This window comes from Flavitalea plasmicola (assembly GCF_030546645.1).
In the GTDB taxonomy this organism is placed as follows: domain Bacteria; phylum Bacteroidota; class Bacteroidia; order Chitinophagales; family Chitinophagaceae; genus Puia.
The window spans coordinates 616474-643444 of sequence record NZ_JAUOTO010000001.1; the positions used below are offsets into that span (position 1 = coordinate 616474).

Here is a 26971-nt window from a genome sequence, read left to right on the forward strand (position 1 = left end):
CTTATGTACAAAGTATTTTTTACGCCATTTTTTTTGTTTCTATTCTTTTGTATCCAAACAAGTTTTCTATTTGGACAAAATAATACAACCTATTCAAAAGAGGTGCAAGCAAAGATTAAAAAGTTTGAAAAGAATTTAGGTTTATGGGTGCAAATAGGCAATCAGCAATTTACACTTGCCGACAGAATGAAAACTAATCATGTAAACGGAGTAAGTATCGCATTGATAAAAGATTATAAAATCGAGTGGGCAAAAGGATATGGCTGGGCAGATAGTGCGGAGCAACGGCCAATAACAATTAATACATTATTTCAAGCGGGTTCAATTAGTAAATCATTAAATGGGGTTGGTATTTTAAAATTGGTACAGGAAGGCAAATTGAACCTTGATTCAGATATTAATATTTATTTGAAATCATGGAAGTTTCCTTATGATTCTCTGTCAAAAGGGAAAAAAATAACGATAGCAAATCTGTTAAGCCATACAGCAGGATTAACAGTACATGGATTTGACGGTTATGAAAAAGGAGATACCATACCTGCACTGACACAAATTTTAAATGGCGAAAAGCCGGCGAACAATAAAGCGATTCGGTCCATGTATGAGCCATCTCTTAGATATGAATATTCAGGTGGAGGAACAACCATATCGCAGCTAATATTGCAGGATGTAACAGGGCAACCATACGATGCATACATGTGGAACAATATATTAAACCCAATGGGAATGAGCAATAGTTTTTATACCCAACCGCCGCCCGCGGGTAAAGAAAATTTATTAGCAACAGGTTATTATAATGACGGGAAAGAGGTGAAGGGGAAGTATCATATTTATCCTGAACAAGCTGCTGCGGGCCTATGGACAACCCCTACGGACTTAGCTAAATATATTATAGAAACACAACTATCATTACAGGGAAGAAGCAATAAAGTACTTTCCCCGGAAACAACCAGGCTTAGATTGACCCCTTATATTGATAGCGCTGCAGCGTTAGGAGTGTTTATTATTAAGAAGGGAAATGAAAAATATTTCAACCATGATGGTTGGGATGAAGGCTTTGTCGGTGCATATTACGGCAGCATGGAAAATGGGAATGGAGTAGTGGTAATGGCAAATACCGATAATGGAAGTCTATTAAGCGAAATAGTCAATTCCCTTGCTTCTGTTTATCACTGGAAAGATTTTTATACGCCGAAAATTAAAAACGTTGTTACCGTAAATAATGAAATATTGAGATCATACGTGGGAAACTACAAACTACATAGAGATACACTTAAGGTTACCCTGGAAAAAGAAGGTCTGGTGATAAGGTTGAACAGTAAAACGAAATACAAAATTTATTTTACTTCTGATACTGAGTTTTTTATGTTGGAAATGGCTGGATCAGAACAAAGATTTACAAAAGACAAAAGCGATAGGATCATTGGCTTTGAGATTAATGATAATGGTTATAAAATGCAAGCCGTGAAAATGGAATAGTCAAGCCTCCGCCAAAACTTTATCCAAAACAACAGTTTTCTGCATCGACACTGGACTTACTTTTTTATAAGCAACCTTGCCGGATAGTAAAAAGTTAAATGAAAATGAAAAAAATAGCAAAATTATTTGTACTGTTCTCAATGCCTTTTTTTCTCTCTTCCTGTACGGGACAAAACCCAACAATCTCACCTGAAGAAATTGTCAAGCCCGAAACCAGGGACACAGTCGCTTCCCCCAGATTTAATGATCGCAATATTTACTCTAAGTATGAGTATACTGACTCTGTCGGTAAGCGCCTGATAATAGAAAACGGCTACCCAAGAGGTGGAACAAAATACACTGACCCTAATGGCGAAGTATATGTTTGGGCTGTTTTTTGGACCCGGATAATCAATGAAACAGATAATCCCCTTGAATTGAAGATTGACTTTCCTGTAGATTCATATGAGGTTCCGTCTTTACCTGGTAAATACTTTAAAATATTGGTTCCTCCCGACACAATGACACTTGAAAAATTCTACTTGTTTAATTATGGCCTGACAGATTTAGAATTTTTTTTAGATAGGAATATTCATAATCCGTCTTCGGTGAAAAGAACCATTGATCCAAAAAAATCGAGTGGTTTTTATGTTGTAATGCTCTGCTTGGTTGATGGAGCACATGGTACCATGCGAACGGGGCTTAGCCTAAAAGGGCAGGATCTTTTTTATAGAATAAAAATTGATGGGTCAAAAAGTAACAGTAAATCAAGCGATAAAGAAATTCAATGTGGAAGGATTAATTTAAATCTTAAGTAATTAAGAGAAATTATGAAATACGAACACGTATATCGTTTGTTCCTGATGCTTGTTTTTTGTACTTCCTGTGGAGGGCAGAACAAACCAGACACAGTCACTTCCCCGGGATCTAAAGGTCTTAATATTTACTCTAAATATGAGTATACTGACTCTGCCGGTAAGCGTCTAATCATACAAAACAGTTTTTCAAGAGGTATAATATACACTGAACCTAATGGGAAGAAAGCAAATAAAGTTTTATTTTGGACTCGAATAACCAATGAAACAGAAAGTCCATTGGAATTGAATATTGACTTTCCTGTAGAATATGAAGTTCCGTCTTTACCTGGTAGATACTTTAAAATATTGCTTCCTTCCGATACAATGACACTTGATAAAGAACCATTGCCAGACTATGGTATCACGGATTTAAAATCTTTTTTGGATAATAATATTCATAAGCCGGCAACCTTAAAAAGAACGATTGAGCCAAAAGGATCGGGTGGTTTTTATGTTGCAATTCTCTTTGATATCGGAGTAGTTGGTCCATTTCGAACAGGACTAAGTATAAAGGGGCAAAACCTTTTTTATAAAGTTATGCGATACGCCGGCAAACAAGGACGATCATTAATTGATGAAAAAGAAATTAATTGCGGAAGTATTAATTTAAAAAAATTGATATTACAGAAATAAACAGGGCGCGAAAGATAATGGCCTCTCCATAGTCGGGAACCACCTGTTCGCTATCCAACGGCAATGATCCTCGGTAAAGCCGGGGAACCTGGTCTATATTGGAAGTTTTGAATGAGAGAGAATAGAGCGGATGCCGGGTGATCATTTATGAAAAATATTCTATTTTACACCCAAATCACTTTTGGAGCCTGGTGGATAACGGTGAATTAAACAAGAAAGAAGCTCAACAGCGGCTCATTGAACAACTCAAACAGGGCGATGAGACCGCCATGAAGCATATTTTCAGGCTCTACTACCCGCGACTCCATTATTTCTCCAATCAAATCATCAGGGACCCCATCGACGCGGAGGACATCGTCCAGGAGGCTTTTCTTAATTTTTGGCTTAACATCAGGGAAAAAGACCTGTCGCCCGATAACATCCAGGCCTACCTCTACAGGATGGTGCGTAACCGCTGTCTGAATTACCTGGAGCGGAACCGCAGACTTGAGGAGCGCAGCGGTGATTTGATCGAACATTTTCGTGTCGAGGCGCAGCGTCAGATGGATGAGATAGCACTCAAAGAGGAGGTCTATCACCGCCTGAACAAGGAATTCGTCCATCTGACCCCTATACAGGTGCAGGTCATCAGGCTGCTATATATCGAAGGCTTGTCCATTGCTGAAACGGCCGAAAAGCTGGGTACCACGGCAACGAATGTCAGAACCCATAAATTCAGGGCCATTGAAAGGCTGACAAAAGGCATGAAGGACCAGTTTTTTTCCAGTTTCATCTTTTTTTTAATTTTTTTTGATTTGCTGTAATAAAACGGCATCCTCAACTGTACATACTTAAATGACGAACATTCCGCCACATATTTTCGACATGCTGAAAAAACGACTGGCCGGCTTGCCTGTGACCGAACAGGAACAGGCTCAGCTGAGGGAATGGCATCGGCAGGGGGAATTGAACAACGACCTATTCGGGGAAAAGGACCTGGAGCAGGCCGTGCTTACCTATCTTGCAGCGGTAACAGATAAGGAAAACAATGATAAGGCCCTCCGGCGATTTATGGCCAGCGCCAACTTCAAGGATCGGTCTGTTCCTGGATATAATTCGATGCCGACCATTCACCGCATTCATTTCCTGCGCAGGTGGGGAAGTGCTGCTGCTGCCATTTTGATCCTGGCCGTTGGCATTGTAACCATCGTTATAAGGTCTTCCGACAGGCAACCAAAGCCTTCCAACACGCCCAAGGTAAGCGTTGCCTCCCCTGACATTCTTCCGGGTACCAATAAGGCGCTGCTTACCTTATCGGATGGAACGACCTTAAACCTTGACAGTACCGCCAATGGCGCCATCGCTCAACAGGGTAACTCGTCGATAGTCAAGCTGCCCAATGGACGGATCGTCTACGATCTCAAAGGGACATCGCAGGGACAGGTAATGATGAATACCATGAGAACACCCCGCGGCGGACAGTACCAGTTAGTGCTTCCGGACGGAACAAGGGTCTGGCTAAATGCCGCCAGTTCGATCATCTATCCGGCTGTGTTCGTCGGCAATGACCGAAAGGTGAAGGTATCGGGTGAAGTATATATGGAAGTGGCAAAGGATAAAGCCAGACCCTTCCTGGTAGATGTTGACGGAAAGTCCGTGGTCCAGGTATTGGGAACGGGTTTCAATATCAATTCTTATCCGGATGAAGGAAATATAAAGACCACCCTGGTGGAAGGAAGTGTCAGGGTCTTACCCTCGCATACATTTCCGGGAATGGGTCGCGGCGTGGTCTTGAAGCCGGGTCAGCAGGCGGTTATCTCCGACAATGATCCGGCCACTACGAAAGTTCTATCCGCCAATATCGGGCAGGCCCTGGCCTGGAAGAACGGCATATTCGATTTTGATGACGCCGATCTTCAGACCGTCATGAAGCAGTTAGAGCGATGGTACGACATCGACGTTAAATTCGAACATGGGCTGCCCGGGTTTAAGACCGAAGGGCAGGTGGATCGTGGAGTAAAGTTATCAGGAATAGTTCGTTTTTTAAACAATTTTGGGGTCAACACACGGCTTGAAGGCAGAACTTTGATCATCAGTGAAAAGTAGAACAGGAATAATAAAACTCATAACCCACAGGTATTTCATTTATAACCAAAACAGATAAACTTCTTACCCGTAACAAAAAGCCAACGATGCTCGAAACATCATTGGCCGGAACGTTTCAGGTAACATTCAAAGACAAAGTCTGGCCAGACTGCTTATTCAATCACTTAAAACGGTAAACTAAGTTATGAAAATAACTGCTAATCCGCGATGGCCTTTCCGCGCGGGTACCCATGCCTGCACCAAACCCCTGCTTGTTATGAAGCTACCTGCTTTTTTTCTGGGAGTATTTCTTTTCAACGTGTCTGCCACGGGATTTTCCCAAAACGTTACTTTTTCAGGAAAAAATGTTTCCTTGAAAGAGGTCTTTTCAGCCGTTAAGCAACAAACAGGATACCTTTTCTGGTACAAGAAAACGGACCTGGCCCTGGGAAGACCCGTTACAATTGATGCGCACAATCTTCCGCTGGTTTCGTTCCTTGACGAATTATTTAAAACACAGCCGCTGAAATACGTCATCGAGAGTAAGACCATCAATATCTATCCTGCACTCGCCGGGCCTTCGGAGCGGCCTGAACGACCCGCAGCATCTGTATCGAATAGTCCACTTCCTTCCCCCGTCCGGGGCCGTGTGGTGGATGCTGACGGCAATCCGCTGGTGGGTGCGTCGGTGGTTATCAAAGGATCAAAAAAATCTACGGTAACTGGCCTTGATGGTGTATTTAGCCTAAATGTCAGTTCCGGCGATCTCTTAATGGTAACCTATGTTGGCTACCAGCCCACAGAGTATAAGATAACGAGCGCAATTCTCGCGTCTGCCGATCGGACATCTGGCTCCGGAATAGCTTTCACGATAAGCCTGGCACGTTCTCTATCAAAGCTGGATGAGATCGTGCTCGTTGGCTACGGAACTGAAAGCAGGCGCTTCGGTGTTGGAGCAGTGAGCACCGTTTCCTCTGCTGCGATAGAAAATCAACCCGTGAGTAATCCGCTCGCGGCGCTGGAAGGCCTGGTCCCAGGTTTGAACATTACCCCTACATCAGGAGCGCCCGGTGCTGCGATCAAGGTTCAGGTGAGAGGCCAGAATTCATTGTCACAGATTGGTTTTGGAGAAAAACCATACGACCAGCCATTGTTTATCATCGATGGGGTGCCTGCTGCGGCGCAAAACATCAATATTAATTCATTAAGCTCCTTTGGAAGCGGTGATATAACCACGAGTTTCGCCGGAATGAGTCCATTCAGTAGCCTGAATCCTGCCGATATTGAAAGTATCACCATATTAAAGGACATTTCTGCAACATCCATCTATGGGACGCAAGGGGCGAATGGAGTGATATTGATCACTACGAAGAAGGGAAGGGCCGGTAAAACGAGGGTGCAGGCGACTTTCAATACAGCGGTTAATTCACCTTCCAGGAAGTACAAATTGATGAACCTGGAACAGTATTTAGCTTACAGACGCGAAGCCTTGCAGAATGACGGAATAAACCTGTCTACCGCTTCACCCCTGGCCTATCCGGATCTGTTGCTTTTTGATCAAAACAAGCGTACGGATTGGGCAGATTATTACCTTTCGCACACAGCCAGAAATACGGATGCCCATGTAAGTTTGTCCGGGGGGTCTGATAGGATCACTTTCCTCCTTTCACCGGGATATACGAATTCAGGATATAATTTCAATGGCAACTTTTCTGACAAGCGCTTTACGCTTCATTCTAATCTGAATTATGCTTCGACAGACAATCGGCTTACGGTTCAGTTTGGATTCGATTACGCCTATGAACGAAATTACTCCGCGGCCTCGCCGTCCCTGATATCGGGCATTTTAACGCCTCCGAATTTTCCGGATCTGTACAACGCCGACGGCAATCCGGCCTGGAGATATAAAGGATATAATACCTCCCAATTTGTTCAGTATCCGGCAGCGTTGAAACAGCCAAGCCTGTTGAATGTATACAACATGAACAATTCACTCTCATTAGGGTATCGTATATTCACAGGCCTCCGGTGTAACGTAAATATGGGGTACAACAGGATACTTAGCAATGAAGATCAGCGGCTACCTGCGAGCACGATCAACCCAAGCAACAATCCCACTTCAAGAGCTTCTTTTACAAATAATACCTTCGAGACCATCAACATCGAGCCTCAGCTTAATTATCAGCGCAATTTTGGAAGAGGGACGTTCACAGCGCTGGTAGGTGGCACATATAAGAAGAATACGATATCCCGCGTTCAGCTGAATGGCTCCGATTATAGCGATGAAGCGCTGCTGGGCTCGATCGCATCGGCAGCTACCATCACCGCCACAGATTCGTATAACCCCTACAAATATGTCGGGGCCTTTGCCAGGCTGGGTTATACGCATGATATGAAATACATTGTCCAGGTTTCCGGGAGAAGGGACGGGTCCAGTAATTTTGGTCCTGGCAGGCAATTCGCGGCATTTGGTTCGGTTGGACTGGGGTGGATCTTCTCGGAAGAGAAGTTCTTCAGAGGCGCAAACAAACTGATCTCTTACGGAAAACTGACGGCAAGCTATGGAAGCGTAGGCACCGATGCTACGAATCCCTATCAATATCAGCAGTTGTTTGCGAATGACGGCTCCTTGCCGAACTTCCAGGGAATACGGCCTTTATTTGTTCAGAATCCTTATAATCCAAACTACGGATGGGATACAAAGAAGTCGATGAATGCCGGGCTTGATCTTGGATTCATTAACGATCGTATCCTGTTGAACGTAAATTACTACCGGGACAGGACCAGCGACCAGTTGATCAGCTATACGCTGCCGTCTCAGACCGGCTTTCCTTCTGTATTGTCGAACTTTGCCGCAACAGTACAGAATCAGGGGATAGAATTCAATGTAACTTCAAAGAATATGGCAGGGGGGAATTTCACCTGGAATACGAGCTTCAATATTTCAGCCAATCGGAATAAATTGATCTCATTCCCTGGCCTGGCACAATCTTCTTACGCCGCCATCTACACGCTAGGCGAATCCGTGAATATTGAAAAGGGCTATGGTCTTAAAGGCGTAAATCCGAAGACTGGTTCTTTTGAGTTTTATAAAAGTGACGGTTCAGCAACGACTGATCCTGTATATGGTATTCCGGCTCAGGGAGGCGATTTTCAAACAATTGCCAATACGGCCCCTAAGTTTATCGGGGGACTCGGAAATACTATCTCCTATAAACACGTTAGTCTCTATTTCCAGTTCCAGTTTCAGAAGAAACAACAGGCAAACTATTTGAAGAACCTGTACCTGAACACAAGACCTGGCGAGATGTACAATCAGCCGGTGGAGATCCTGGACCGCTGGAGAGAACCAGGCGATATGGCGACTGTCCAAAAACTGTCAACGCGCTTCAGTCTTCCCGGATATTATTTTACAACCTCATCCGGGGCATATAGTGATGGTTCATATATAAGGTTGAGAACAGTGGCGCTTTCTTATATGCTTCCTGCTGGACTATGTAAAAAGCTGGGAATAACAGACGGAAAGTTTTATGTAAATGGCCAGAACCTATTCTTGTTGACCAATTTTAAAGTGGGCGATCCTGAATTGACGGACATTTTTACCTTCCCTATTCAACGCACCATCAACTTTGGTCTTACGATAAATTTATAGATTATGAAACTGACTACGCTTCTCAATAGGCCACATTTTTATACCATCGTATTGTTGGGGTTAATATTGACTTCGTGCAGGAAATTGATAGAGATCCCGTCGAATCCTACCAACCAATTGTCGGTCGGACGTGTATTTGCAGATAGCAGCGATATCATCGCTGCAGTGGCGGGAGTATACAGCAATTTTGCGACAGCCGCATCTTATGCCCAATTTGCCAGCGGCTTGATCACCATAAATACTGCATTGGCCGGTGATGAGCTGGTGGTCGGACCGAATGCTTATGGCGCCGTCGATTTCTATAATAATATGGTGTTGCCGGATAATTCAAGCATCCGTAGCATGTGGTCAGATGCCTATAAGAACATTTTTCAGATGAATCTCTGTATTGAGCGTATTGCCGGTACGAGTGCAATCAGCGTTAAATTGAAACGCCAGCTCCTGGGGGAATTGAAAGTAGATCGGGCGCTTTACTACTACCATATGATCAATCTCTGGGGTGCCGTTCCAATTATTACCTCCACCGATTATAAGCGCACGCAAAGCACGCCTAGATCTCCTGTATCTGATGTTTTGAGTTTCATATTATCGGATTTGACGGATGCTCAACAGGACCTGACAGGTGATTATCCCTCGGAAGGCCGGAAGAGACCTAATCTGTATGTTGCGCAGGCATTACTGTCGAAAGTCTATTTATACCTGGGGAAATACCAGGAGGCGATAGACGCGGCCAGCAGTGTCATTGCCTCAACGCTTTACCAATTGGAAACTTTGGACGCCGTATTTTTAAGCGGTAGCAAAGAAGCTATTTGGCAATTGCCAGCCAATGGTACCTATCAGCAAACACCGGAAGCCGCAACTTTCGTTCCTTATCGTTCGGACTATCAGCCGGACTATATGATGAGCCCGCAGTTGCTCGATGCCTTCGAACCCGGTGATCCGCGGCTGACGAATTGGGCGGGAATCAACACCGTTCAAGGTGAGAACTATTATTATCCTTATAAGTACAAGAACACTTCATCCGATCAGACTCCTGCGGAGGACTATATGGTCCTGAGGTTAGCCGACATTTATCTGGTTCGTTCGGAGGCATTTGCGCAGTTGGAAAAATACCCGGAGGCGATGGCGGATTTGAATAAGATAAGAGACAGGGCGGCAGATCGGATTGATATCAACACGAATGTAAAAGCCGACGCTTTAACTGCAATATGGCATGAACGTCAGGTGGAATTGTTTTGTGAGTGGGGAAATCGTTGGATCGACTTAAAGCGGACGAAGACGATAGATGCCGTGTTAGGTGCCGCAAAACCGTCGTGGAAATCCTCAGCTGCACTATTCCCAATTCCTATTAATGAGATTCAGGCGAATCCATTCCTGGATCAGAATCCCTGATTAAAATTTTAAAAAATGTTGTCGATGAATTATAATAAGTTATCGGGTGTTTTCTTATTTACGGTTGTTTTAACTTCTTTGACCTTCGCGCAGGATCAAAAGTATTTGATTGCTGGAAAGATTGGCCATTTGAGTGCGCCTGCAAAAACATATTTGTTCTATGATGGAACTATAGACTCGGCGGTGATAAAGGATGGTTATTTTCAGTTCGCCGGAATAACCCATCAGCCTATGTCTGCTCACATAGTTGTTAACGAACAGGGGACAGGCCCCTCGTCGGTCCAGATTGGCTACATCCCGTTTAAGCTGATGTTTTACATCGAACAGGGGAAAATATCCATCACGAGTCCGGACACCATTTCTAATGCCACGGTCATCGGCGGGCCTTTGAATGCGGACTATACCAGGTTCAGGGCACTGTTAAAGCCGGTGGATGAGGAATTCAGGCGCTGCACCGACGATAGGCAGATGAATGCGATTGGAGCAAAGCAGAAGCAGCTCTACCTGCAGTTCATAAAGGATAATCCAGACTCTTACATGAGCCTTTTCATATTGAGGACTTATGCGGGATTCAGTTCCTTACTAATACCTACCGTAATTTCGGAGCAGCCTGGCTATGCAGAGATCGATTCATTGTATAGTTCGCTCGACAAGCGTATTGTGACAAGTAGGGTTGGTGTTGAGATCGGGGATGCGTTAGCCAGGAAAAAAGGCGTAGCGATAGGCGCTATGGCCCCGGATTTTTCGCAAACGGATACAGCTGGTAAATGGGTGTCACTGCGTGACTTCAAAGGGAAGTATCTGTTGATCGATTTCTGGGCGAGCTGGTGTTCTCCGTGCCGGTCTGAGAATCCTAACCTGGTTAAAGCCTACAATAAATACAAGTCAAAAGGTTTTGCCATACTGGGGGTATCGCTCAATTCTTCGAATGAAAGGGAGCAGTGGCTGAAGGCCATCCGCACGGATGGTTTGACATGGCCGCAGATTTCCGACCTGAAAGGCTGGAAGAATGAAGTAGCAAAGCTGTATTCGGTTAGGTATGCTCCTCAGAGCTTCCTCATCGATCCGGCCGGAAAAATTATCGCCGTAGATTTTATGGGTGACGCTTTGGAGAATAAGCTGCGTGAGATATTCCCTGATAATGCCGGGAAAAAAGCGTCCACTGCCGATTCATTGCTTAGGCGGGAGGAATTACGGGCGATCTATAATGAAAAGGATGCCGGAAAAAAAGAAAGGCTGTTCCAGGTTTGGGTGCAGCGTTTCCCACCGGAAGAATTCGATTCCAACGACAGGATACAGTATGATTATGCCCGCCATTCCGTCGCCATTGCTTATGCGCAGGCGAATAATATCGGCAAGGCATTAAAGTACGCGAATATGCTGGAGAGTCCTTTTTGGAAGGGCGACGGTTGGGCGCGGGTTGCGGAAGCATTCGTTAAGACGGGGCATTTCACCGAAGCCGCTGAGTTATACAGGAGGGCCAGGGCCAATGCTTATACCTATTTTACGACAACCAGCAGTGATCCCGCCGTCTTAATAGCCGCGTCAGGGTATCCAATATATTCTATGGCTTTAAGTAAGGTGTATATAAAGCAAAACAAGCTCGATGAAGCGCGGTCAATCCTTAAAGAGATGTATGAGGGATCGGAAACTGCAGAAGCAGACGTATGCGAGGTATACGCCTCAGTGCTGATGCGGCTTGGCCGGCGCAGGGAGGCTTTCCAGGTCCTGGATAAAGCAGCAAGGTTTGGCGTGGCAAGTGACTTGATGAAGTCCGATCTGAAAAAAATGTATACAAAGGTCAAGGGAAGCGCTGCTGGTTACGTAGATTATCTCGCTGACATCAGGAGAGCGATGATAGAGAGGATCAAGGCCGAAGTCTCTAAGACAATCATCGATACTCCCGCCGCAAACTTTACCTTACAGGATGTGGATGGACATACTGTATCATTATCCGATCTGAGAGGGAAAACAGTCGTGCTTGATTTCTGGGCCACCTGGTGCGGTCCTTGCAAAGCTTCTTTCCCTATCATGCAGACGGCTTTGCAGCGGTTTAAAGACGATCCGAATGTCAGGTTTTTATTTATTCATACCTGGGAGAAAGGTGCCGATGCTTCAAATGTTGCAAAAAAGTATATGATGGACAACCATTATCCATTTGAAGTATTGATGGATGTAAAGAATGCGGAAGGCGTCAACCGTGTTGCTGAAGACTACAAACTCGGAGGAATCCCCACCAAGTTGGTGATCGACGGAAGGGGGAACATCCGTTTTTGGGTGACGGGTTTTTCAGGAGGGCAGGATGCCGCCGTGGAGGAGATAGCTGCGATGATCGAGCTTTCGAGGAAGCCTGTTTGATGGAAGTTGCCCGACCTGGATTACCCCGTCACCCTTCGGGATGCCGGAAAACTCCGTAGATCACTCAATTGTTAAACAAATTTATATCGGTTTATTGATTCTCTTTTGCTTCCTGAATTGCAAAACAGAACCGATAATAAACAGGATGAAAAATAAAAGAAGTGTTTTCCCAATTAATGGATCTTTTGGTCCACTTGCCCAGGGATGTCCCACAGGAACACGGCTAAGAGTTTCATTAACGGTGGGAATCAACGACAGGAAAAAGCTGAAGGTAAGAGAAAAATTCTCGATAAAACGATAGCGGTTGCTCCCCTGCTTATTTGCATAAAGAAAATAAGCTGCCAAAATCAGAAGTACAACTAACAGAGCAAGAATATGTCCCGGATTGACACCTTTAACACTGGATAAGCCTAAGGCGGTTAACGAGGTGATCAACGTACAATAAAAATATATCTTGCCGGTCAACTTGCTCAGATCTATTTTACCGTTTTTTATTAATGATATAACTGCTGCAACAATGGCTGCAACACCTATAATGGTATGAAAAATACCTAAATGTGATAATCTCATCGCTTTAATTTTTAAAATTTGAATGTTTAATTAATAATGCAAAGATGCAAAACAAAAAAAATGATGAGTTTGCCATTCAGGCCAATTATTTGTCAATATAGCCCGGCAAAAAGGACCAGCTCGATCTCGCTGAATCTGTTGATGAAGCTAAATATTTTCATTGCCATGCATCACGCTAAGTAACTATTGGTTGGCCCAAATTGCCAAATAATTGACCTGATATAAAAAGTAGTTCTACTTTTTGTATTACAATTTTGCATTGTCGATTGTGACAATATAATTTTAAATAATACAAAAATGAAACGTACAGCAAAAGCACATTGGGCAGGTAGTGTAAAGGAAGGAAAAGGAGAGTTAACCACACAAAGCGAAATTTTGAGCAAAACAAATTACAGTTTTAGAACACGTTTCGTAGGAGATGAAAAAGGAACTAATCCGGAAGAATTGTTGGCCGCAGCACACGCCGGATGTTTTACAATGGCGGTCAGTTTTGCATTGACAGAAAAAGGATTAAACCCGGTTTCGTTGGATACAGAAGCAACTGTATCAATGGATAGTACGGGAATTACCGGAATTCACCTTTCCATATCCGGAAATGTACCCGGCATTAGTGCGGAGGTTTTTGAAGCTATTACCCAAGGGGCAGAACAGAACTGTTTAATTTCTAAAGTGTTGAATTTGCCCATCAGTTCCGAAGCTTATCTTGTTTCATAGCAATTGAGTTCAAGGTGGGTCCATATAGTAGGATAACAATGTCTCGTCAAGGTTTTTGCCTGGGTTTGGCTTAGCTTTGGACGAGCATTGTGTATTCAATCGCATCTCACGCAGATATCACATCGACTTAAATCAATAGGAATGAAACGATGATGTGGTATTGTCAAATATTGATTAAATGGTTACAGGCTATAAAAAATTTGATTTGTTTGGAAAAACATTTATTCAAAAAATGGATTTAAAACCACCTTTTGAATTTGCTTTTCCTGTAGCGGAACGGGCGTGCTTTTTATATATGTTGAATGGTGAGACGCAATTTCAATTCGACGATGAGCGTCTCCATATCCCTGCTAAACATGCATTATTACTGAACTGCCTGAACTCAGGAAAGCAGATCAACAATGCAAATAACAGCCATGGCGAAATTGTAATCGTTACTTTCCATCCGGACATTCTAAAGAAGATCTACGACAGAGAGCTTCCGTTGATATTTCAGAAAAACGACAAAATCACCAACCAGTCAAACCAAAAGATCAACAACGATTTCTTAATTCAAAAATATATTGAAGGACTCCTTTTTTATTTTGAAAACCCATCTTTGGTAAACGATGAAATTTTGATTTTAAAACTGAGGGAAATCATTCTTTTATTATCACAGACACAGGATGCTGAAACCATTCAAGTCATACTGTCCCAACTTTTTTCGCCAGCAACCTATACGTTCAAACAAATTATAGAAGCTAACCTGTTTTCCCAGGTTAACATCGATGAATTGGCACAAAAAACTAATTTAAGCGTTTCTTCGTTTAAAAGGGAATTTAAAAAATTGTATAACGACTCCCCTGCGAATTATATTAAAAACAAAGGGTTGGAGAGAGCTGCGGAACTGCTTTTAGTTTCCGATGAGCGTATCACAGACATAGCCTTTAATTGTGGGTTTAATGACCTGGCCAATTTTACCAGAAGTTTCAGTAATAAGTATAATACTTCGCCTTCAAATTACCGTTTAAAGCTAGGGAAGAAGAAAGAGGAAAGGTAGAAAGCATTCTGGCAAATTGATTTTAGGTAAATAAGGTAGTTCGCTGCAGCGTAAGATTTGAGTCGCCGGGTAGATAGCCGTCATGCATGAATTTACGTAGCGGCGGGTTTTGGGAATCCAGGTTGCCCGCTTTTCCGCTCCCCCGAGCAAGTTCGCCTGTACGAGACTGAAACCAAGGCGCTTAACGTTGCTGTAAAGCGTAATTTAAAGCGATTCCCAGTCGATTTCATGTTCCAGCTTTTACAGCAGCCCAATCTGGAAAGAAGTAAAAAGGTCGCCCTCTGGATAGCTATTGCTGAAAATCGGCTGGGCGAGGCATTCAAGCGGATCGCTGAGGATCCGGCAGCAAAGAGAAGCGGCATTTGGCCCTTTGGAAAAGCGAAAACTGCATACCCTACTTCGGATCTGGTCCTGAAGGCGGCATGGATGATCATGTCAGATAAGGCAGCGGATGACCTGGAACTCCCCGGAATCAATTTGAAGACTGCCGGCGATGATTTTCCGGAATGGATTCGCATGTGCTGGGTCCTACAGAGAACGGGCATTTTGAGGGTATGATGGACACGCTGCTGCAGAAAACGTTGAGTTGGCTGGAACAACTGGCCGAAGAAGTCCAGCAAGATAAAGCGAAAACACTGCACCTAAAATGCAAAGTGACCAGTTCCATCATGTCCCACTATCCGAACATCCTAGGACCTGATATGATTGAGGCGGCTGCCGCTTTCGAAGCGATCGGGGAGACGGCTACTTGCAGACGCTACTTTGACGCCATCCTGGCCGATTTTCAACCCATGATGCAGCTGCTACAGGAGCATCCGGACGAACAGGTCAACGAAGAAGATATCCTGTCCATGAGTGCGCTGTTGGCAGCTTATGAAGGCCTGAACCGGTTGAGCAACGCCGAAAACTATGGAGCAGAAAGAGCCTGGCTGGGGGCGTTTATCGTTAAAGGTGTTACGCGGGATCAGGAAAGGGAAATGAAGTAGGGAAGCGCCATACTGATTTACTACAGAAACCCATTTGGTTTTCTCTTTGGGTAGTCTGTTTCGTGTTGGTCAGAATGGATCGGAATCTCCAGAATGTCGGTGGCGGGTTAATGATGGAAGGCATTCCCGGGGGAATTGGCGGATCGCAATGTGCTTATGCCCATGATCCAACTGTTCATCCGTAGTCCAGCCATTGATACGCGGTCAGCAAAGCTGAGGGATACTTGTTGCCCGACCTGGATTACCTCCGGTCTTCGGCCTCCGGTGATCCGCCCGCTTTGCATTACCCAAAGGCCCCCCGACCGCTTCGCGGTCGAAGCTTTTTCATTTGTCCGCTCTTGAAAGCTGCGCTCTCACCGCTCCCAAACCAAAAAGCCCCTCGCTATCGCGAGAGGCCTTCGTTGACTGGAATGGACGAATGTCGAACCCCTTCCAGGAAGATCTCCGGAGATTTGCCCAAGCATTATGTTAGGAATTGTCCCCATTTTCTTTTTTTGAGATAAATACAGGGAGTTATATTTGAACTAATAAATTTAGTTCTATGGAAATAATTCGAAGTATTCAAAACCGTATATACGAGATAAGGGGCGAAAGAGTAATGTTAGACAGAGATTTGGCCGACTTATACGAGACAGAAACCAAGGCTTTGAACCTGGCTGTAAAGCGTAATACAAAGCGATTTCCCCCGGATTTCATGTTTCAGCTTACTAAAGAAGAATTTGATGGTTTGAGGTTTCAAATTGAAACCTCAGAAAAAGGGCGCCCTTTGAGGTTGCAGAATGAAACCTCAAAAGGTAGAGGTGGAACCAGGTACATGCCATACGCATTTACAGAACAAGGGGTGGCAATGCTAAGTGGAGTCCTGAACTCTGATAAGGCAATATCAATGAACATTGCTATTATGAGGGCTTTTGTCGAAATCAGGCGGATTGTATTCAAGCAAAGTGATTTAAAAGAGCAACTTCGGGAGATCAAAGAAAGATTGGGCGAACATGATGTGCAATTGAACCATATTTATGATGCGATGGAAAACCTACTGGATGAAAAGGCGGCTGAAAAAAAATGGGACGATCGGGAAAGAATAGGATTTAAAAAGTAACGGCTGGATAGCTCGTAGTCGCAATTTGATTAAATTAAATAATAAACCCCTTGACATTCAAGGGGTTTGCTGTGTGTTGCCCGACTGGATTATCCCCGTCACCCTTCGGGATGCCGGGATTGATCCACCCGCTTTGCATTACCCAAAGGCCCCGATTCGCTCCGCTCATCGGTTTTTGCATTCATCCGCTTAGCCAAGCTCGCTTGGCTCGCTCCTGAAATGCAAAAACCCCGCACGATGTGCGGGGCCTTCGTTGCCCGACCTGGATTCGAACCAAGACAAACAGAACCAAAATCTGTCGTACTACCATTATACTATCGGGCAATCCGACCTCTTACCATTCCGTAAAAGGGAGTGCAAATGTACATCCTGTAAAACCATGTTCCAAAAGATTTTGCAAGCTTTCAACCCCTCCTGCAACATATCCTCCGGACCAACGACCTTAAAGAACACCGGAACCTCCCCATAACGGTATTCCGGGCCATACATTGTTCGTATCCTGCCGTACCTACCCGACCCTTCCATCTGTACCTACCCAACCCTTCCACCCGTACCTACCCAACCCTGAAATCCAAAACCGTCCATTCAATTGTATCAAAACCGGTCAGTCCGTCACCTGATAAAACCATAAACAGCTAAAAACCAGTAATTTAAAAAATCAGCACACTATTCGCACCTAATGGAACCAACAATCTGATCGAACCAACAACCTTATCCAACCAAAGGCACCACACCAAACCAACCCGTCCGGCACCTGAGCCAACCCTCAACCCGGACAAAAACAACCAAAAAATCGAAAGATGATCAAAAACTATCTCAAGATCGCCTTCCGCAACCTCTGGCGCCACCGCGTCTTCTCCTTCATCAATATCCTGGGACTCACCGTCGGAATGACCGCCTTCTTCCTGATCTTCCTCTACGTTCAATTCGAACTGGGTTATGACGGCAGCCATACCAAAGGGGACAGGATCTACCGGGTAGTCTGCGACATCAAGACCCCCACGGAGACCATCAATGCCAGCGGTCCTTCCTGGGCCGTCGGCGCCCATGTACAAAAGGAATTCCCCGACCAGATAGAAGAAGCCGTCCGGATCAGTGGCACCAGCTTGCTGATAAGAAAAGAAGACATAAAATTCCAGGAGGACAACACACTATATGCCGATTCAGGCTTTTTCCGGGTATTTGATTTCCCCTTAATAAAAGGCAATCCGCAGACAGCTCTAAGGGATCAGCTCACCATCGTACTCACCGAAACCGCGGCTAAGAAATATTTCGGGAAGGAAGATCCGCTGGGAAAGACGGTACAGCTCACCAGCGATGGACACAATGCCACGGTCACGGGAGTCATGAAGGACATGCCCGAAAACTCCACGATCAAGGCGGACGTGCTGGTCTCCATGACCACGCGTACCCTGAAGTTCAATCCCAAATTGGATGATCAGTGGGGCAACTATGGCAATAATACTTATGTCATGCTCAAGCCGGGCATCAATGCGAAGACCCTGGAAGCCAGACTGCCCAAATTCCTGGACAAAATGAACGGAACAGAGATGAAGCAGATGCAGATGTTTCCCACCTTATTCCTGGAGCCCCTGAAGGCTGTCTATCTCTATTCCACCAGGGATGGCAGCAAGACCGGTAACATAAAGAATGTATATACCTTTATCATCATTGCGGTGTTCATCCTGCTCATCGCCTGTTTCAATTTCGTCAATCTCACCACGGCACGGTCGGCGGAAAGGGCGAAGGAAGTAGGGGTACGGAAGGTAGTAGGGGCGGCCAGGAGCCAGCTGGCCAGGCAGTTCATCGGAGAGAGCGTCATCCTTTGCCTGATAGCGTTCATATTGTCCGTGGCCCTCTCGGCGCTGCTGTTCCATCTCTTCAATCAGCTGTCAGGAAAGATCATCGGCCACAACATTTTCGAGCATGGCAGCTACCTGCTGATGCTGTTTGGCGTTGCCATCGCCATAGGAATACTCGCCGGTGCGTACCCGGCCCTGGTACTGTCCTCCTTCCAGCCCATCACGGTGCTGAAAGGCCGCTTCACCACGGGAACAAAAGGCATCCTGTTGCGAAAAGGGCTGGTCGTGGCGCAGTTTACGATCTCCATCTCGCTCATCATCGGCACCATCATCGTATACTCGCAGATGAAATACATGCGCACGGAAGACCTGGGATTCACAAAGGATCAGAAGCTGATCCTCGATACGCATGGCGACAAAGGCAGGGACCCGCTTAAGCAGGCGATTGCCGGATTGCCCGGGGTAAAGTCGGTGTCGATGGCAGGTTCCGTGCCCGGAGGAGGGAACCCCGGCGCTTATTCGCAGATAGAGAATGTGAAAGGAGATATGCAGATCGCCAACCTGGACCTGTATTTCGTGGATTTCGATTACATACCCCAGTTTAAAATGAAGATCCTGGCAGGGAGAGCCTTTTCCAGGGATTTCATGACGGATACCACCCAGGCGATGATCGTCAACGAGGCGGCTATGAAGATGTTCGGATACAGCAAACCCGGGCAGATCATAGGCAGGAAGTTCGACCAGTGGGGGAGGAAAGGCACCATCATCGGGGTGCTGAAAGACTTTCATTTCCGGAGCTTACAGGAAGTGATCAAGCCGCTCAGTATCAGGATAGAGCCTGATGGCTGTAGCCTGATCTCGGTAGAGCTCACCGGAGGCAGGGACATACCCGCTACCATCGCATCGATAGAATCGAAATGGAAGAGCCTGATTCCCAACAGACCTTTCAGCTATTATTTCCTCGATGAATTCTTTGACAAGCAGTACCGGAGTGAGGACAGGTTTGGAAGACTGTTCCTGAACTTCGCTATCCTGGCCATCTTTATCTCCTGCCTGGGATTGCTGGGGCTGGCATCCTACAGCACCATGCAGCGGACAAAGGAGATAGGCATAAGGAAGGTATTGGGCGCCAGCGTGGGCACGATCGTAAACCTTTTATCCAGGGAGTTCATGGCACTGGTAGTCATCTCATTTTTGGTGGCGGCGCCCCTCGCCTGGTATTTTATGGATAAATGGTTGTCGGGATTTGCCTATAGAACGAACATAGGCTGGTGGGTCTTTGCGACGGCGGGTTTCCTGGCAGTATGTATAGCCCTGTTCACCGTGAGTTTCCAGGCCGTGAAGGCTGCGGTCACTAATCCAGTGAAAAGCCTGAGAACGGAGTGATCAGGCTTTTCGGCCGACAGGCCAATTATTAGCCGTTTTGCGGGGAGGGCTAAATTTGAATAAAGACCGACCCCGCAAAATAAAAAGCCTGAGAACCGAGTGATCTGCCCTTCCTTAAACAAACTTAAATAACAATGCCAGTATCGCATAGATCAGTGTCGCGGCAAAGATCCCCTTGGCCGTCTGATCCCGGTGAGAATTGATATAATAGGTGAATAGCGCAATATTCAGCAGCAGACAAGGCACCGACACCGCCGTGATCTGGTCCCGGTGCGAGTGCAGGAAGGAAAAAAACTCCCGGATAGTCACGGACGAGAACTTCACATAATAATAGATGATAAGGCTGATGATTGGAGCCACCAGCCCAAGCAGGACGCCCAACCGGAGATTGTCTTTTTTGAAGATCACGATTTCCACGTTTTTTCGAGTTTGCCTTTTAGAACGTAATTAGTCATATCAAATTGCACGGGAACCACGCTTACATAATTGTGTTCCAGCGCCCAGACATCCGTATCCCGTCCTTTATCGAAATTGACGAATTTACCCGTCAGCCAATAGTATTTCTTGCCCGTAGGATCGTGGCGTTCCAGGAAGTCCTCCTCATATTTCGCATAGGCCTGGCGGCAAACCTTGATCCCCTTGATGAGCGAATCCGGTATGGCAGGGAAATTTACATTGAGTATCAGGTGTTTATCCAACGGGTGCGCCAGTATTTCTTCTACGATGATCCGCACATATTTGCGGGCGGCGGTGAAATCCGCCTCCACGCTGTAGTCCAGGAGGGAAAAACCCACCGAAGGAATGCTTTCAATGGCCGCCTCTACGGCCGCCGACATAGTGCCCGAATAGATGACATTGATGGAGTGATTGCTGCCATGGTTGATCCCGCTGAGACAAAGGTCCGGTTTGCGACGCAGCACTTTATCCACGGCCAGCTTGACGCAGTCCACCGGGGTTCCGGAACATTGCCAGGCTTCCACGCCTTCAAAAAGATGGTGCATAGGGTGGAGGCGCAGGGGATTGCCGATGGTAATGGCATGACCCATACCCGATTGTGGCTTATCGGGCGCCACCACGACTATTTTCCCCAGACCCCGCACGGCATCGACCAGGTTGCGGATACCGGGGGCGCTGATGCCGTCGTCATTGGTGATAAGAATGACGGGCAGTTTTTTGCGCCCGTTCGGGGAGGGCGTTCCATTGCTGGTCGCCTTGACAGTCTTCATGGCGGATTTTTTGGCAGGCTTGCCGTCGGCTTGTTCCCTGGCGCTCTTAAGGTCCACCATGCCGTTTTGCCCCGTGTCCCGGATGATGCCCGTTGCACCCGTCTTGCCGCTGCGCGCCGTCGTACCCAATTTCTCGTTTACGGAAGTCTTTGGCTTTCTGTCCGGCTGCTTCACCGCCTTGCTCTCGTTAGTATTTTTTTTCTTTGTCATAGGTTGAACTACAAAAATCCACATTATTTTCTACTTTTCCTCGAATACCCGATTTTCCCACCGTTTTCCCACCAAAACTGGAATTTTCAGCTGTTTGCAGTACCTTCGCAGCCGATTTTAAGCGGGTAAAACCCGTGTGCAAAAAAAACTCCTTGTATGGCAGGACAACTTAAAGAGGTACGTAACAGGATAAAATCCATCCAGAACTCCCAGCAGATCACCAAAGCGATGAAAATGGTCAGTGCGGCCAAGCTCCGCCGCGCCCAGGACGCCATTATCCAGATGCGCCCCTATGCTCAAAAGCTCCAGGAGCTGCTCAGCAACATCGTCAGCAGCAGTGAAGGGGATCTGGGTTCCAGCCTCGCCGTAGAACGTCCCGTGGAAAAGGTCCTGCTGATCGTCATCACCAGCGACCGCGGACTGGCAGGCGCCTACAATGCCAACCTGATCAAGCTGGCAAAAGCCACCATTCGTGAAAAATACCCCACCCAATCGGCGAAAGGTAATGTCACCATCTGGAGCATCGGCAAGAAAGGGTACGAACATTTCGCGAAAAATAACTTTAAGGTTTCAGACACCTATAAGGATATATTCCTCCATCTGAGCTTCGAAGGGGTGCAAGCAGCTGCCCAGGCAGCCGTCAAAGCCTTCGAAAACAGGGAGTTTGATGCCGTAGAGATCGTCTATAGCCAATTCAGGAACGCCGCCACCCAGACCTTCGTGGTGGAAAAATTCCTCCCCATCCCCAAAGTGGAAAAGAAGGCCGGCGCCGCCAATAACGACTTTATCTTCGAACCCGGCAAGGAAGAGCTCATCGCAGAGCTGATGCCCAAGATCCTGAACACACAGCTCTTCAAGGCCGTTCTCGATGCCAACGCATCCGAACATGGCGCCCGCATGACCGCCATGGACAAGGCCAGCGACAACGCCAACGAGCTGCTGAAAGCATTGCGCCTTTCTTACAACCGCGCTCGCCAGGCTGCTATCACCACCGAGCTGACCGAGATCGTCAGCGGTGCTGCCGCCCTTCAGGGGTAGCAGTATTTAGCTACAAGCTACAAGCTGATAGCTACAAGCTCTTAAATAGATTCGTTTAACCTAAAAAAGCTCAGGCTTGCAGCTTGAAGCTTGCAGCTTGCAGCTCAAAAGTTATGGAAATCGGAAACATCATCCCGCATATCGAAGCGCTGATCTTTGCCAGCGACAAGCCGCTTACCTCCATGGAGATCACCGAGCTGATCAACAATGCCTTTGGCTTTATGGAGGAAAAGCTGACGCTGGAGCAGATCCAGACTTCCATCGATGGCATCCGGGAAAAATATGCATCCGAATTCTATCCCTTCGAAGTGAGAGAAAGCGGCGGCGGCTGGCAGTTCCTAACCAAAAAGGACTTTCACAAGACGGTGGCCCAGCTCAACGGAGAGAAGTTCCTCAAGCGGCTGTCTTCGGCAGCCCTGGAAACCCTGGCCATTGTCGCCTACAAACAACCCATTACCAAAGGGGAGATAGAAGCCATCCGCGGCGTCAGCAGCGACTACTCCATCCAGAAGCTGCTGGAAAAAGAACTGATCATCATTTCGGGTCGCAATGAAGATATGCCGGGCAAACCCCTGGTCTATTCCACTTCCAAGACCTTTATGGATTATTTCGGGATCAATTCCGCGGCCGACCTGCCCAAGTTGAAAGAAGTTTTCGCAGAAACCCTGGTAGAACCTACCCTGATCAACCATACGCCCAAGGAGCTGTTGCCCATGGAAGAAGCCGCGTCCGAAGAACTTACGGAAGACGAGAAGGCGCAGCTGATCGTCACGGAGAATGGCGAGCTGCTGATACATGAAGAAATTATCGAAGAAGTCACGGTCACGGATGAGACCCCTGACCATGCTGAGCCTGACGAACCCTCCGACATCGAACCCTCCGACATCGAACCCGAAGACACTGAATCCGAGGACACTCAATCTGAAGACTCCGGATCCCAAGGCACGGAACCCGAAGACGGCTATGACGACAGCGACGACTCCGATACCCCGGAAGATCAGGACGAAGACCATCCCGACGACGATCCCAAGAAGAAATAAACACCCTCATCAGACCTGTACATGTCAGAACATTTATCACCGGAATACCTCGTTAGCCTCGGACAGCAATTCGGCACTCCCTTATACGTCTACCACGCAGAGAAGATCAAAGAGCAATACAACAAGCTGACCACCGCTTTCAGCCGCAGCAGGCCCAGGTTCTTTTACGCCTGCAAAGCCCTCACCAATATCAACATCCTCAAATATATCTGCAGCCTCGGCGCCAATGTCGACTGCAGTTCCATCAATGAAGTAAAACTGGCCATCCAGGCCGGCTTTTCCCCGGGTAACATCCTCTACACCTCCAATGGCATCGCCTTCGAAGAGATCATCGAAGCGCAAAGCCTGGGTGTGATCATCAACATAGACAGCCTGTCCAACCTGGAGAAATTCGGCCGGCATTATGGGCATAGCTATCCGGTGGGTATCCGCCTTCGCCCCAATATCATGGCAGGCGGAAATTTGAAGATCTCCACCGGTCATGACAAGAGCAAGTTCGGCATCCCTGTCGACCAGATCGATAAAGTCCTGAACATCGTACAACAATACAATCTTCACATCGCCGATCTCCATATCCACACGGGCAGCGAGATCAAGGACGTGGACGTATTTGTAAAAGGCATAGAGATACTGTTCGACATCATACCGAAGTTCAGCGAGCTGCAGTTCATCGATCTGGGCGGAGGCTTTAAAGTACCTTACAAAGACGGTGACGTAGAGACGGATATGCAGCTGCTGGCCGCCAAAGTGGAAGAAGCGTTCGCCAGCCATCCTAACCCCGGCGGCCGTCCCCTGGAAGTCTGGTTCGAGCCGGGCAAGTTCATGGTCAGCGAATGCGGCTATTTCATTACCAAAGTCAATGTAATGAAGGAGACGAACGCCGCCACCTTCGTCAGCGTGGACAGCGGCTTCAACCATCTCATCCGCCCCATGTTCTATGACGCCTACCACAGGATAGAGAACATCAGCAACCCCAACGGCACGCCTAAAAGATATTCGGTGGTCGGAAATATCTGCGAGACCGATACCTTCGCCTGGGACCGCACCATCAACGAAGTGCACGAAGGCGATTACCTCGTCTTCCATAACGCCGGCGCCTATGGGTTCGAAATGTCCTCCAACTTCAACTCCCGCTACAAGCCCGCTGAAGTGATGGTGAAAGAAGGGGAGGCCCATCTCATCCGTCGAAGGGATACTTTTGACGACCTCCTGCGCAACCAGATCATCCTTTAACGCTGGTGTCCCTTGTCAAAGTTTACCATCCAGTGAATACCGAATTTATCGGTGAACATGCCGAAATAGGCGCCCCAGAAAGTATCGCCCAACGGCATAGTTACCTGTCCGCCCGCTGAAAGCCCATTGAACAGCTTGTCGGCTTCCTCTTTGCTGTTGGGGTGAATGGCAATAGACACGTTATTCCCTACATTTACAGGACCCATGGCATCGGGCGTATCGCTGCCTAACAGGATCGTCTTCTCGCCAATGGGCAGGGAAACGTGCATGACCTTTTTCTTCTCGCTTGCTGCGCCCTGGTATTCGGCCGGAGAGTCGCCAAAACGCATCAATGTATGGAACTCGCCTCCGAATACGGACTTATAAAAATTGAAGGCTTCTTCACAGTTGTCCGCAAAAGTGAGATAAGTGCTTATTTCAGCCATGGCGTAGTTTTTAAAATGATAGAATGGTCCAAATCTACTACACCCATGCCTGAAGGACACGGGGTGTTCTCGACAACCTCAGGGGGCGATCGTGACTTTGTGCAATACATCGAAATTTCATTACATTTAAGCAATCAAATTGTATCCATATGCCAATCAGGATGGTAGACGACCCCCAGGACCCGGATCAGGATAGCGGTGATGACGGCGGAGGTAGTGGAGGGGGCGGCGGCTTCCCCGGCGGAGGGGGCGGTGGCGGTGGAATATTTGGGATCCTTTTTCTCTTACTGGGCCTGTTCCGGGGCCGCGGTCTTATCCTCCTGGTCATCATTCTGGGAGGGGGGTATTTCCTGCTAAGCCGTGGGGGCTGCAATGGCGGGAGCGGCGGCGGCATCCTGCACGATGTGGCGCAACAGCTGTCCACCGGCGGCTATCTCGATCCCCGGCAATTCGAAAGGGCCAATATCTACGAATCCCTCTCAGACGACTCGACAAAAAACCCGCTGCCGGAACATGCCGATCTACAGCAATTTGCGCCCGGAGTAGGGGACCAGGGACACCAGGGCAGCTGTGTGGCCTGGAGCAGCGCTTATGGCGCCCGCACCATCGCCGAGGCGGCCCGCACAGGGCAGGACCCCAACAGCCTCCGCTATAGTCCGGCATTTCTCTACAACCAGATAGGATTGGAAGGCTGCGAAGGCTCCTATATCATCCGGGCCATGGAGTATATGACGAACAATGGAGCCGTAGCATACGATCAGTTTCCCTACACCGATAAGGATTGCACCCGTCAGCCTGATGACCGCCTGCTGGAAGAGGCGCGGCAGCACCGCATGCGCGGCTTCAATCGCCTTACACCCGGTGACAGGAACAATGTGGTCGATCTGCGGGCCATCAAAGAGAACCTGAACCAGGGCGCGCCCGTCGTCATCGGCATGATGGTCGGCGGCACTTATATGCAGGATATGATGGGGAAGGACCTTTGGGAACCCACCGATGAAGACCTCAGCATGATGGGCTTTGGCGGTCATGCGCAGTGCGTGGTGGGTTACGACGACACAAAATATGGCGGCGCCTTCCATATCATGAACAGCTGGGGCCCCTCCTGGGGCAGGAACGGCTTTGCCTGGGTGCGTTATCGTGACTTCCGCCGGTTTGTACGCGAAGCCTATGGGCTGGAGCCGATGGACAAGGTGGGCGCCGCCGCAAACACCCCCTTTGCCTGCGAGATCGGTCTCGTACAGGTGACTTACCAGGGAAAGAAAACGGTCCCCGGAGATTATATACCCCTGCAGACGAGGGATGGCAATATCTTCGAGACCGTCGCGCCCGTAAAGAAAGGAACGCGCTTCAAGATGGAAGTGCACAATTCCACCGAATGTTATGTCTATGTTTTCGGGAAAGAGACAGACGGCACCAGCTATACCCTGTTTCCCTATCCCCGTAACGATAATCCTGCTAAAACAAAATATTCGCCCTTCTGTGGCATCACAGGGTACAGGCTTTTTCCAAAAGACAAGAGCATGATGCCCGATAGCATCGGCACCCGCGATGAGATGGCTGTTGTCGTGAGCCGGCGCCCCCTGGACTGGTATCAGTTGAATAAAAAGATCAGCGCCAACCCCAACCAGGACTATGGCGCCCGGGTAAACGCGGCCCTCGGCGGCAAAGTGCTCCGGGATATCAGGTTCCTGAGCTCTGCCAAGGGTAATATGCAGTTCTCCGTGAAAGGAGGAATAGATACAGCCGCGGTGGTTGCCACGGTGGTGGAGATCAGTAAACAATAATT

At 47.3% G+C, this 26971-nt stretch carries 22 protein-coding genes and 1 tRNA gene; 18 read left to right on the forward strand and 5 right to left on the reverse strand.

The window, feature by feature from the left end; translation table 11 throughout:
* The first annotated feature begins 3 nt into the window (after window positions 1–3).
* The 8 genes from Q4E93_RS02385 (at window position 4) to Q4E93_RS02420 (ending at window position 12414) form a co-directional block, all read left to right on the forward strand.
* A complete protein-coding gene (locus Q4E93_RS02385) occupies window positions 4–1479 on the forward strand; it encodes a serine hydrolase domain-containing protein (RefSeq protein ID WP_303582486.1) in 1476 nt (491 codons plus the stop codon).
* A gap of 104 nt (window positions 1480–1583) precedes the next feature.
* Window positions 1584–2276: a hypothetical protein gene (locus Q4E93_RS02390; RefSeq protein WP_303582487.1), complete on the forward strand. Its 693-nt coding sequence runs from the start codon at window positions 1584–1586 to the stop codon at window positions 2274–2276.
* Window positions 2277–2288: 12 nt separating this feature from the next.
* Window positions 2289–2948, forward strand: a complete 660-nt coding sequence (locus tag Q4E93_RS02395; RefSeq protein ID WP_303582488.1) for a hypothetical protein — start codon at window positions 2289–2291, stop codon at window positions 2946–2948.
* 191 nt (window positions 2949–3139) lie between these two features.
* Window positions 3140–3751, forward strand: a complete 612-nt coding sequence (locus Q4E93_RS02400) for an RNA polymerase sigma factor (RefSeq protein ID WP_303582489.1) — start codon at window positions 3140–3142, stop codon at window positions 3749–3751.
* Window positions 3752–3812: 61 nt separating this feature from the next.
* On the forward strand, window positions 3813–5033 hold the full coding sequence (locus Q4E93_RS02405; RefSeq protein ID WP_303582490.1) for a FecR family protein: 1221 nt from the start codon (window positions 3813–3815) through the stop codon (window positions 5031–5033).
* Between the two features lie 184 nt (window positions 5034–5217).
* On the forward strand, window positions 5218–8664 hold the full coding sequence (locus tag Q4E93_RS02410) for a SusC/RagA family TonB-linked outer membrane protein (protein WP_303582491.1): 3447 nt from the start codon (window positions 5218–5220) through the stop codon (window positions 8662–8664).
* A 3-nt stretch (window positions 8665–8667) separates the two neighbouring features.
* A complete protein-coding gene (locus tag Q4E93_RS02415) occupies window positions 8668–10056 on the forward strand; it encodes a RagB/SusD family nutrient uptake outer membrane protein (RefSeq protein WP_303582492.1) in 1389 nt (462 codons plus the stop codon).
* Window positions 10057–10080: 24 nt separating this feature from the next.
* Window positions 10081–12414: a redoxin domain-containing protein gene (locus Q4E93_RS02420; RefSeq protein WP_303582493.1), complete on the forward strand. Its 2334-nt coding sequence runs from the start codon at window positions 10081–10083 to the stop codon at window positions 12412–12414.
* Between the two features lie 81 nt (window positions 12415–12495).
* Here Q4E93_RS02420 and Q4E93_RS02425 read toward each other — a convergent pair whose 3' ends face one another.
* Entirely contained in the window at window positions 12496–12984 is a 489-nt protein-coding gene (locus tag Q4E93_RS02425) for a hypothetical protein (protein WP_303582494.1), read from the reverse strand.
* Between the two features lie 297 nt (window positions 12985–13281).
* Here Q4E93_RS02425 and Q4E93_RS02430 point away from each other — a divergent pair, with 297 nt between their 5' ends.
* The 5 genes from Q4E93_RS02430 (at window position 13282) to Q4E93_RS02450 (ending at window position 16822) form a co-directional block, all read left to right on the forward strand.
* Window positions 13282–13698 (forward strand): OsmC family peroxiredoxin, encoded by a 417-nt coding sequence (locus Q4E93_RS02430; RefSeq protein ID WP_303582495.1) that lies wholly within the window; start codon window positions 13282–13284, stop codon window positions 13696–13698.
* A 178-nt stretch (window positions 13699–13876) separates the two neighbouring features.
* Entirely contained in the window at window positions 13877–14737 is an 861-nt protein-coding gene (locus Q4E93_RS02435) for a helix-turn-helix domain-containing protein (RefSeq protein ID WP_303582496.1), read from the forward strand.
* Window positions 14738–14893: 156 nt separating this feature from the next.
* On the forward strand, window positions 14894–15295 hold the full coding sequence (locus Q4E93_RS02440) for an ORF6N domain-containing protein (protein ID WP_303583233.1): 402 nt from the start codon (window positions 14894–14896) through the stop codon (window positions 15293–15295).
* Entirely contained in the window at window positions 15292–15723 is a 432-nt protein-coding gene (locus tag Q4E93_RS02445) for a hypothetical protein (protein WP_303582497.1), read from the forward strand. The genes Q4E93_RS02440 and Q4E93_RS02445 overlap by 4 nt, the downstream gene beginning before the upstream one ends.
* Before the next feature lie 541 nt (window positions 15724–16264).
* Window positions 16265–16822, forward strand: a complete 558-nt coding sequence (locus tag Q4E93_RS02450; RefSeq protein ID WP_303582498.1) for an ORF6N domain-containing protein — start codon at window positions 16265–16267, stop codon at window positions 16820–16822.
* Window positions 16823–17075: 253 nt separating this feature from the next.
* Here Q4E93_RS02450 and Q4E93_RS02455 read toward each other — a convergent pair.
* Window positions 17076–17146: transfer RNA gene (locus tag Q4E93_RS02455), tRNA-Gln, on the reverse strand.
* A gap of 476 nt (window positions 17147–17622) precedes the next feature.
* On the opposite strand from Q4E93_RS02455, the gene Q4E93_RS02460 reads away from it, so the two are divergent.
* Complete coding sequence (locus Q4E93_RS02460; RefSeq protein ID WP_303582499.1) at window positions 17623–20010, forward strand: ABC transporter permease; 2388 nt, start codon at window positions 17623–17625, stop codon at window positions 20008–20010.
* Between the two features lie 114 nt (window positions 20011–20124).
* Here the strand turns inward: Q4E93_RS02460 and Q4E93_RS02465 are convergent, their stop codons facing one another.
* Window positions 20125–20418 (reverse strand): hypothetical protein, encoded by a 294-nt coding sequence (locus tag Q4E93_RS02465; protein ID WP_303582500.1) that lies wholly within the window; start codon window positions 20416–20418, stop codon window positions 20125–20127.
* Window positions 20415–21446: a 5'/3'-nucleotidase SurE gene (gene surE / locus Q4E93_RS02470; RefSeq protein ID WP_303582501.1), complete on the reverse strand. Its 1032-nt coding sequence runs from the start codon at window positions 21444–21446 to the stop codon at window positions 20415–20417. The genes Q4E93_RS02465 and surE overlap by 4 nt, the downstream gene beginning before the upstream one ends.
* Window positions 21447–21602: 156 nt before the next feature.
* Between surE and atpG the strand changes: the two genes are divergently transcribed.
* The 3 genes from atpG to lysA all read left to right on the forward strand — a co-directional run bounded on the left by atpG (window position 21603) and on the right by lysA (window position 24757).
* The gene (atpG, locus tag Q4E93_RS02475) at window positions 21603–22484 is read left to right on the forward strand and encodes an ATP synthase F1 subunit gamma (RefSeq protein WP_303582502.1); all 882 of its coding nucleotides are present in this window, start codon (window positions 21603–21605) and stop codon (window positions 22482–22484) included.
* Window positions 22485–22597: 113 nt separating this feature from the next.
* On the forward strand, window positions 22598–23524 hold the full coding sequence (scpB, locus tag Q4E93_RS02480) for an SMC-Scp complex subunit ScpB (RefSeq protein WP_303582503.1): 927 nt from the start codon (window positions 22598–22600) through the stop codon (window positions 23522–23524).
* Window positions 23525–23545: 21 nt separating this feature from the next.
* Window positions 23546–24757 (forward strand): diaminopimelate decarboxylase, encoded by a 1212-nt coding sequence (lysA, locus tag Q4E93_RS02485; RefSeq protein ID WP_303582504.1) that lies wholly within the window; start codon window positions 23546–23548, stop codon window positions 24755–24757.
* On the opposite strand, the gene Q4E93_RS02490 is transcribed toward lysA, so the two are convergent.
* A complete protein-coding gene (locus tag Q4E93_RS02490) occupies window positions 24754–25182 on the reverse strand; it encodes a VOC family protein (protein ID WP_303582505.1) in 429 nt (142 codons plus the stop codon). The genes lysA and Q4E93_RS02490 overlap by 4 nt on opposite strands.
* 149 nt (window positions 25183–25331) lie before the next feature.
* Between Q4E93_RS02490 and Q4E93_RS02495 the strand changes: the two genes are divergently transcribed.
* On the forward strand, window positions 25332–26969 hold the full coding sequence (locus Q4E93_RS02495) for a C1 family peptidase (RefSeq protein ID WP_303582506.1): 1638 nt from the start codon (window positions 25332–25334) through the stop codon (window positions 26967–26969).
* Window positions 26970–26971 lie beyond the last annotated feature (2 nt).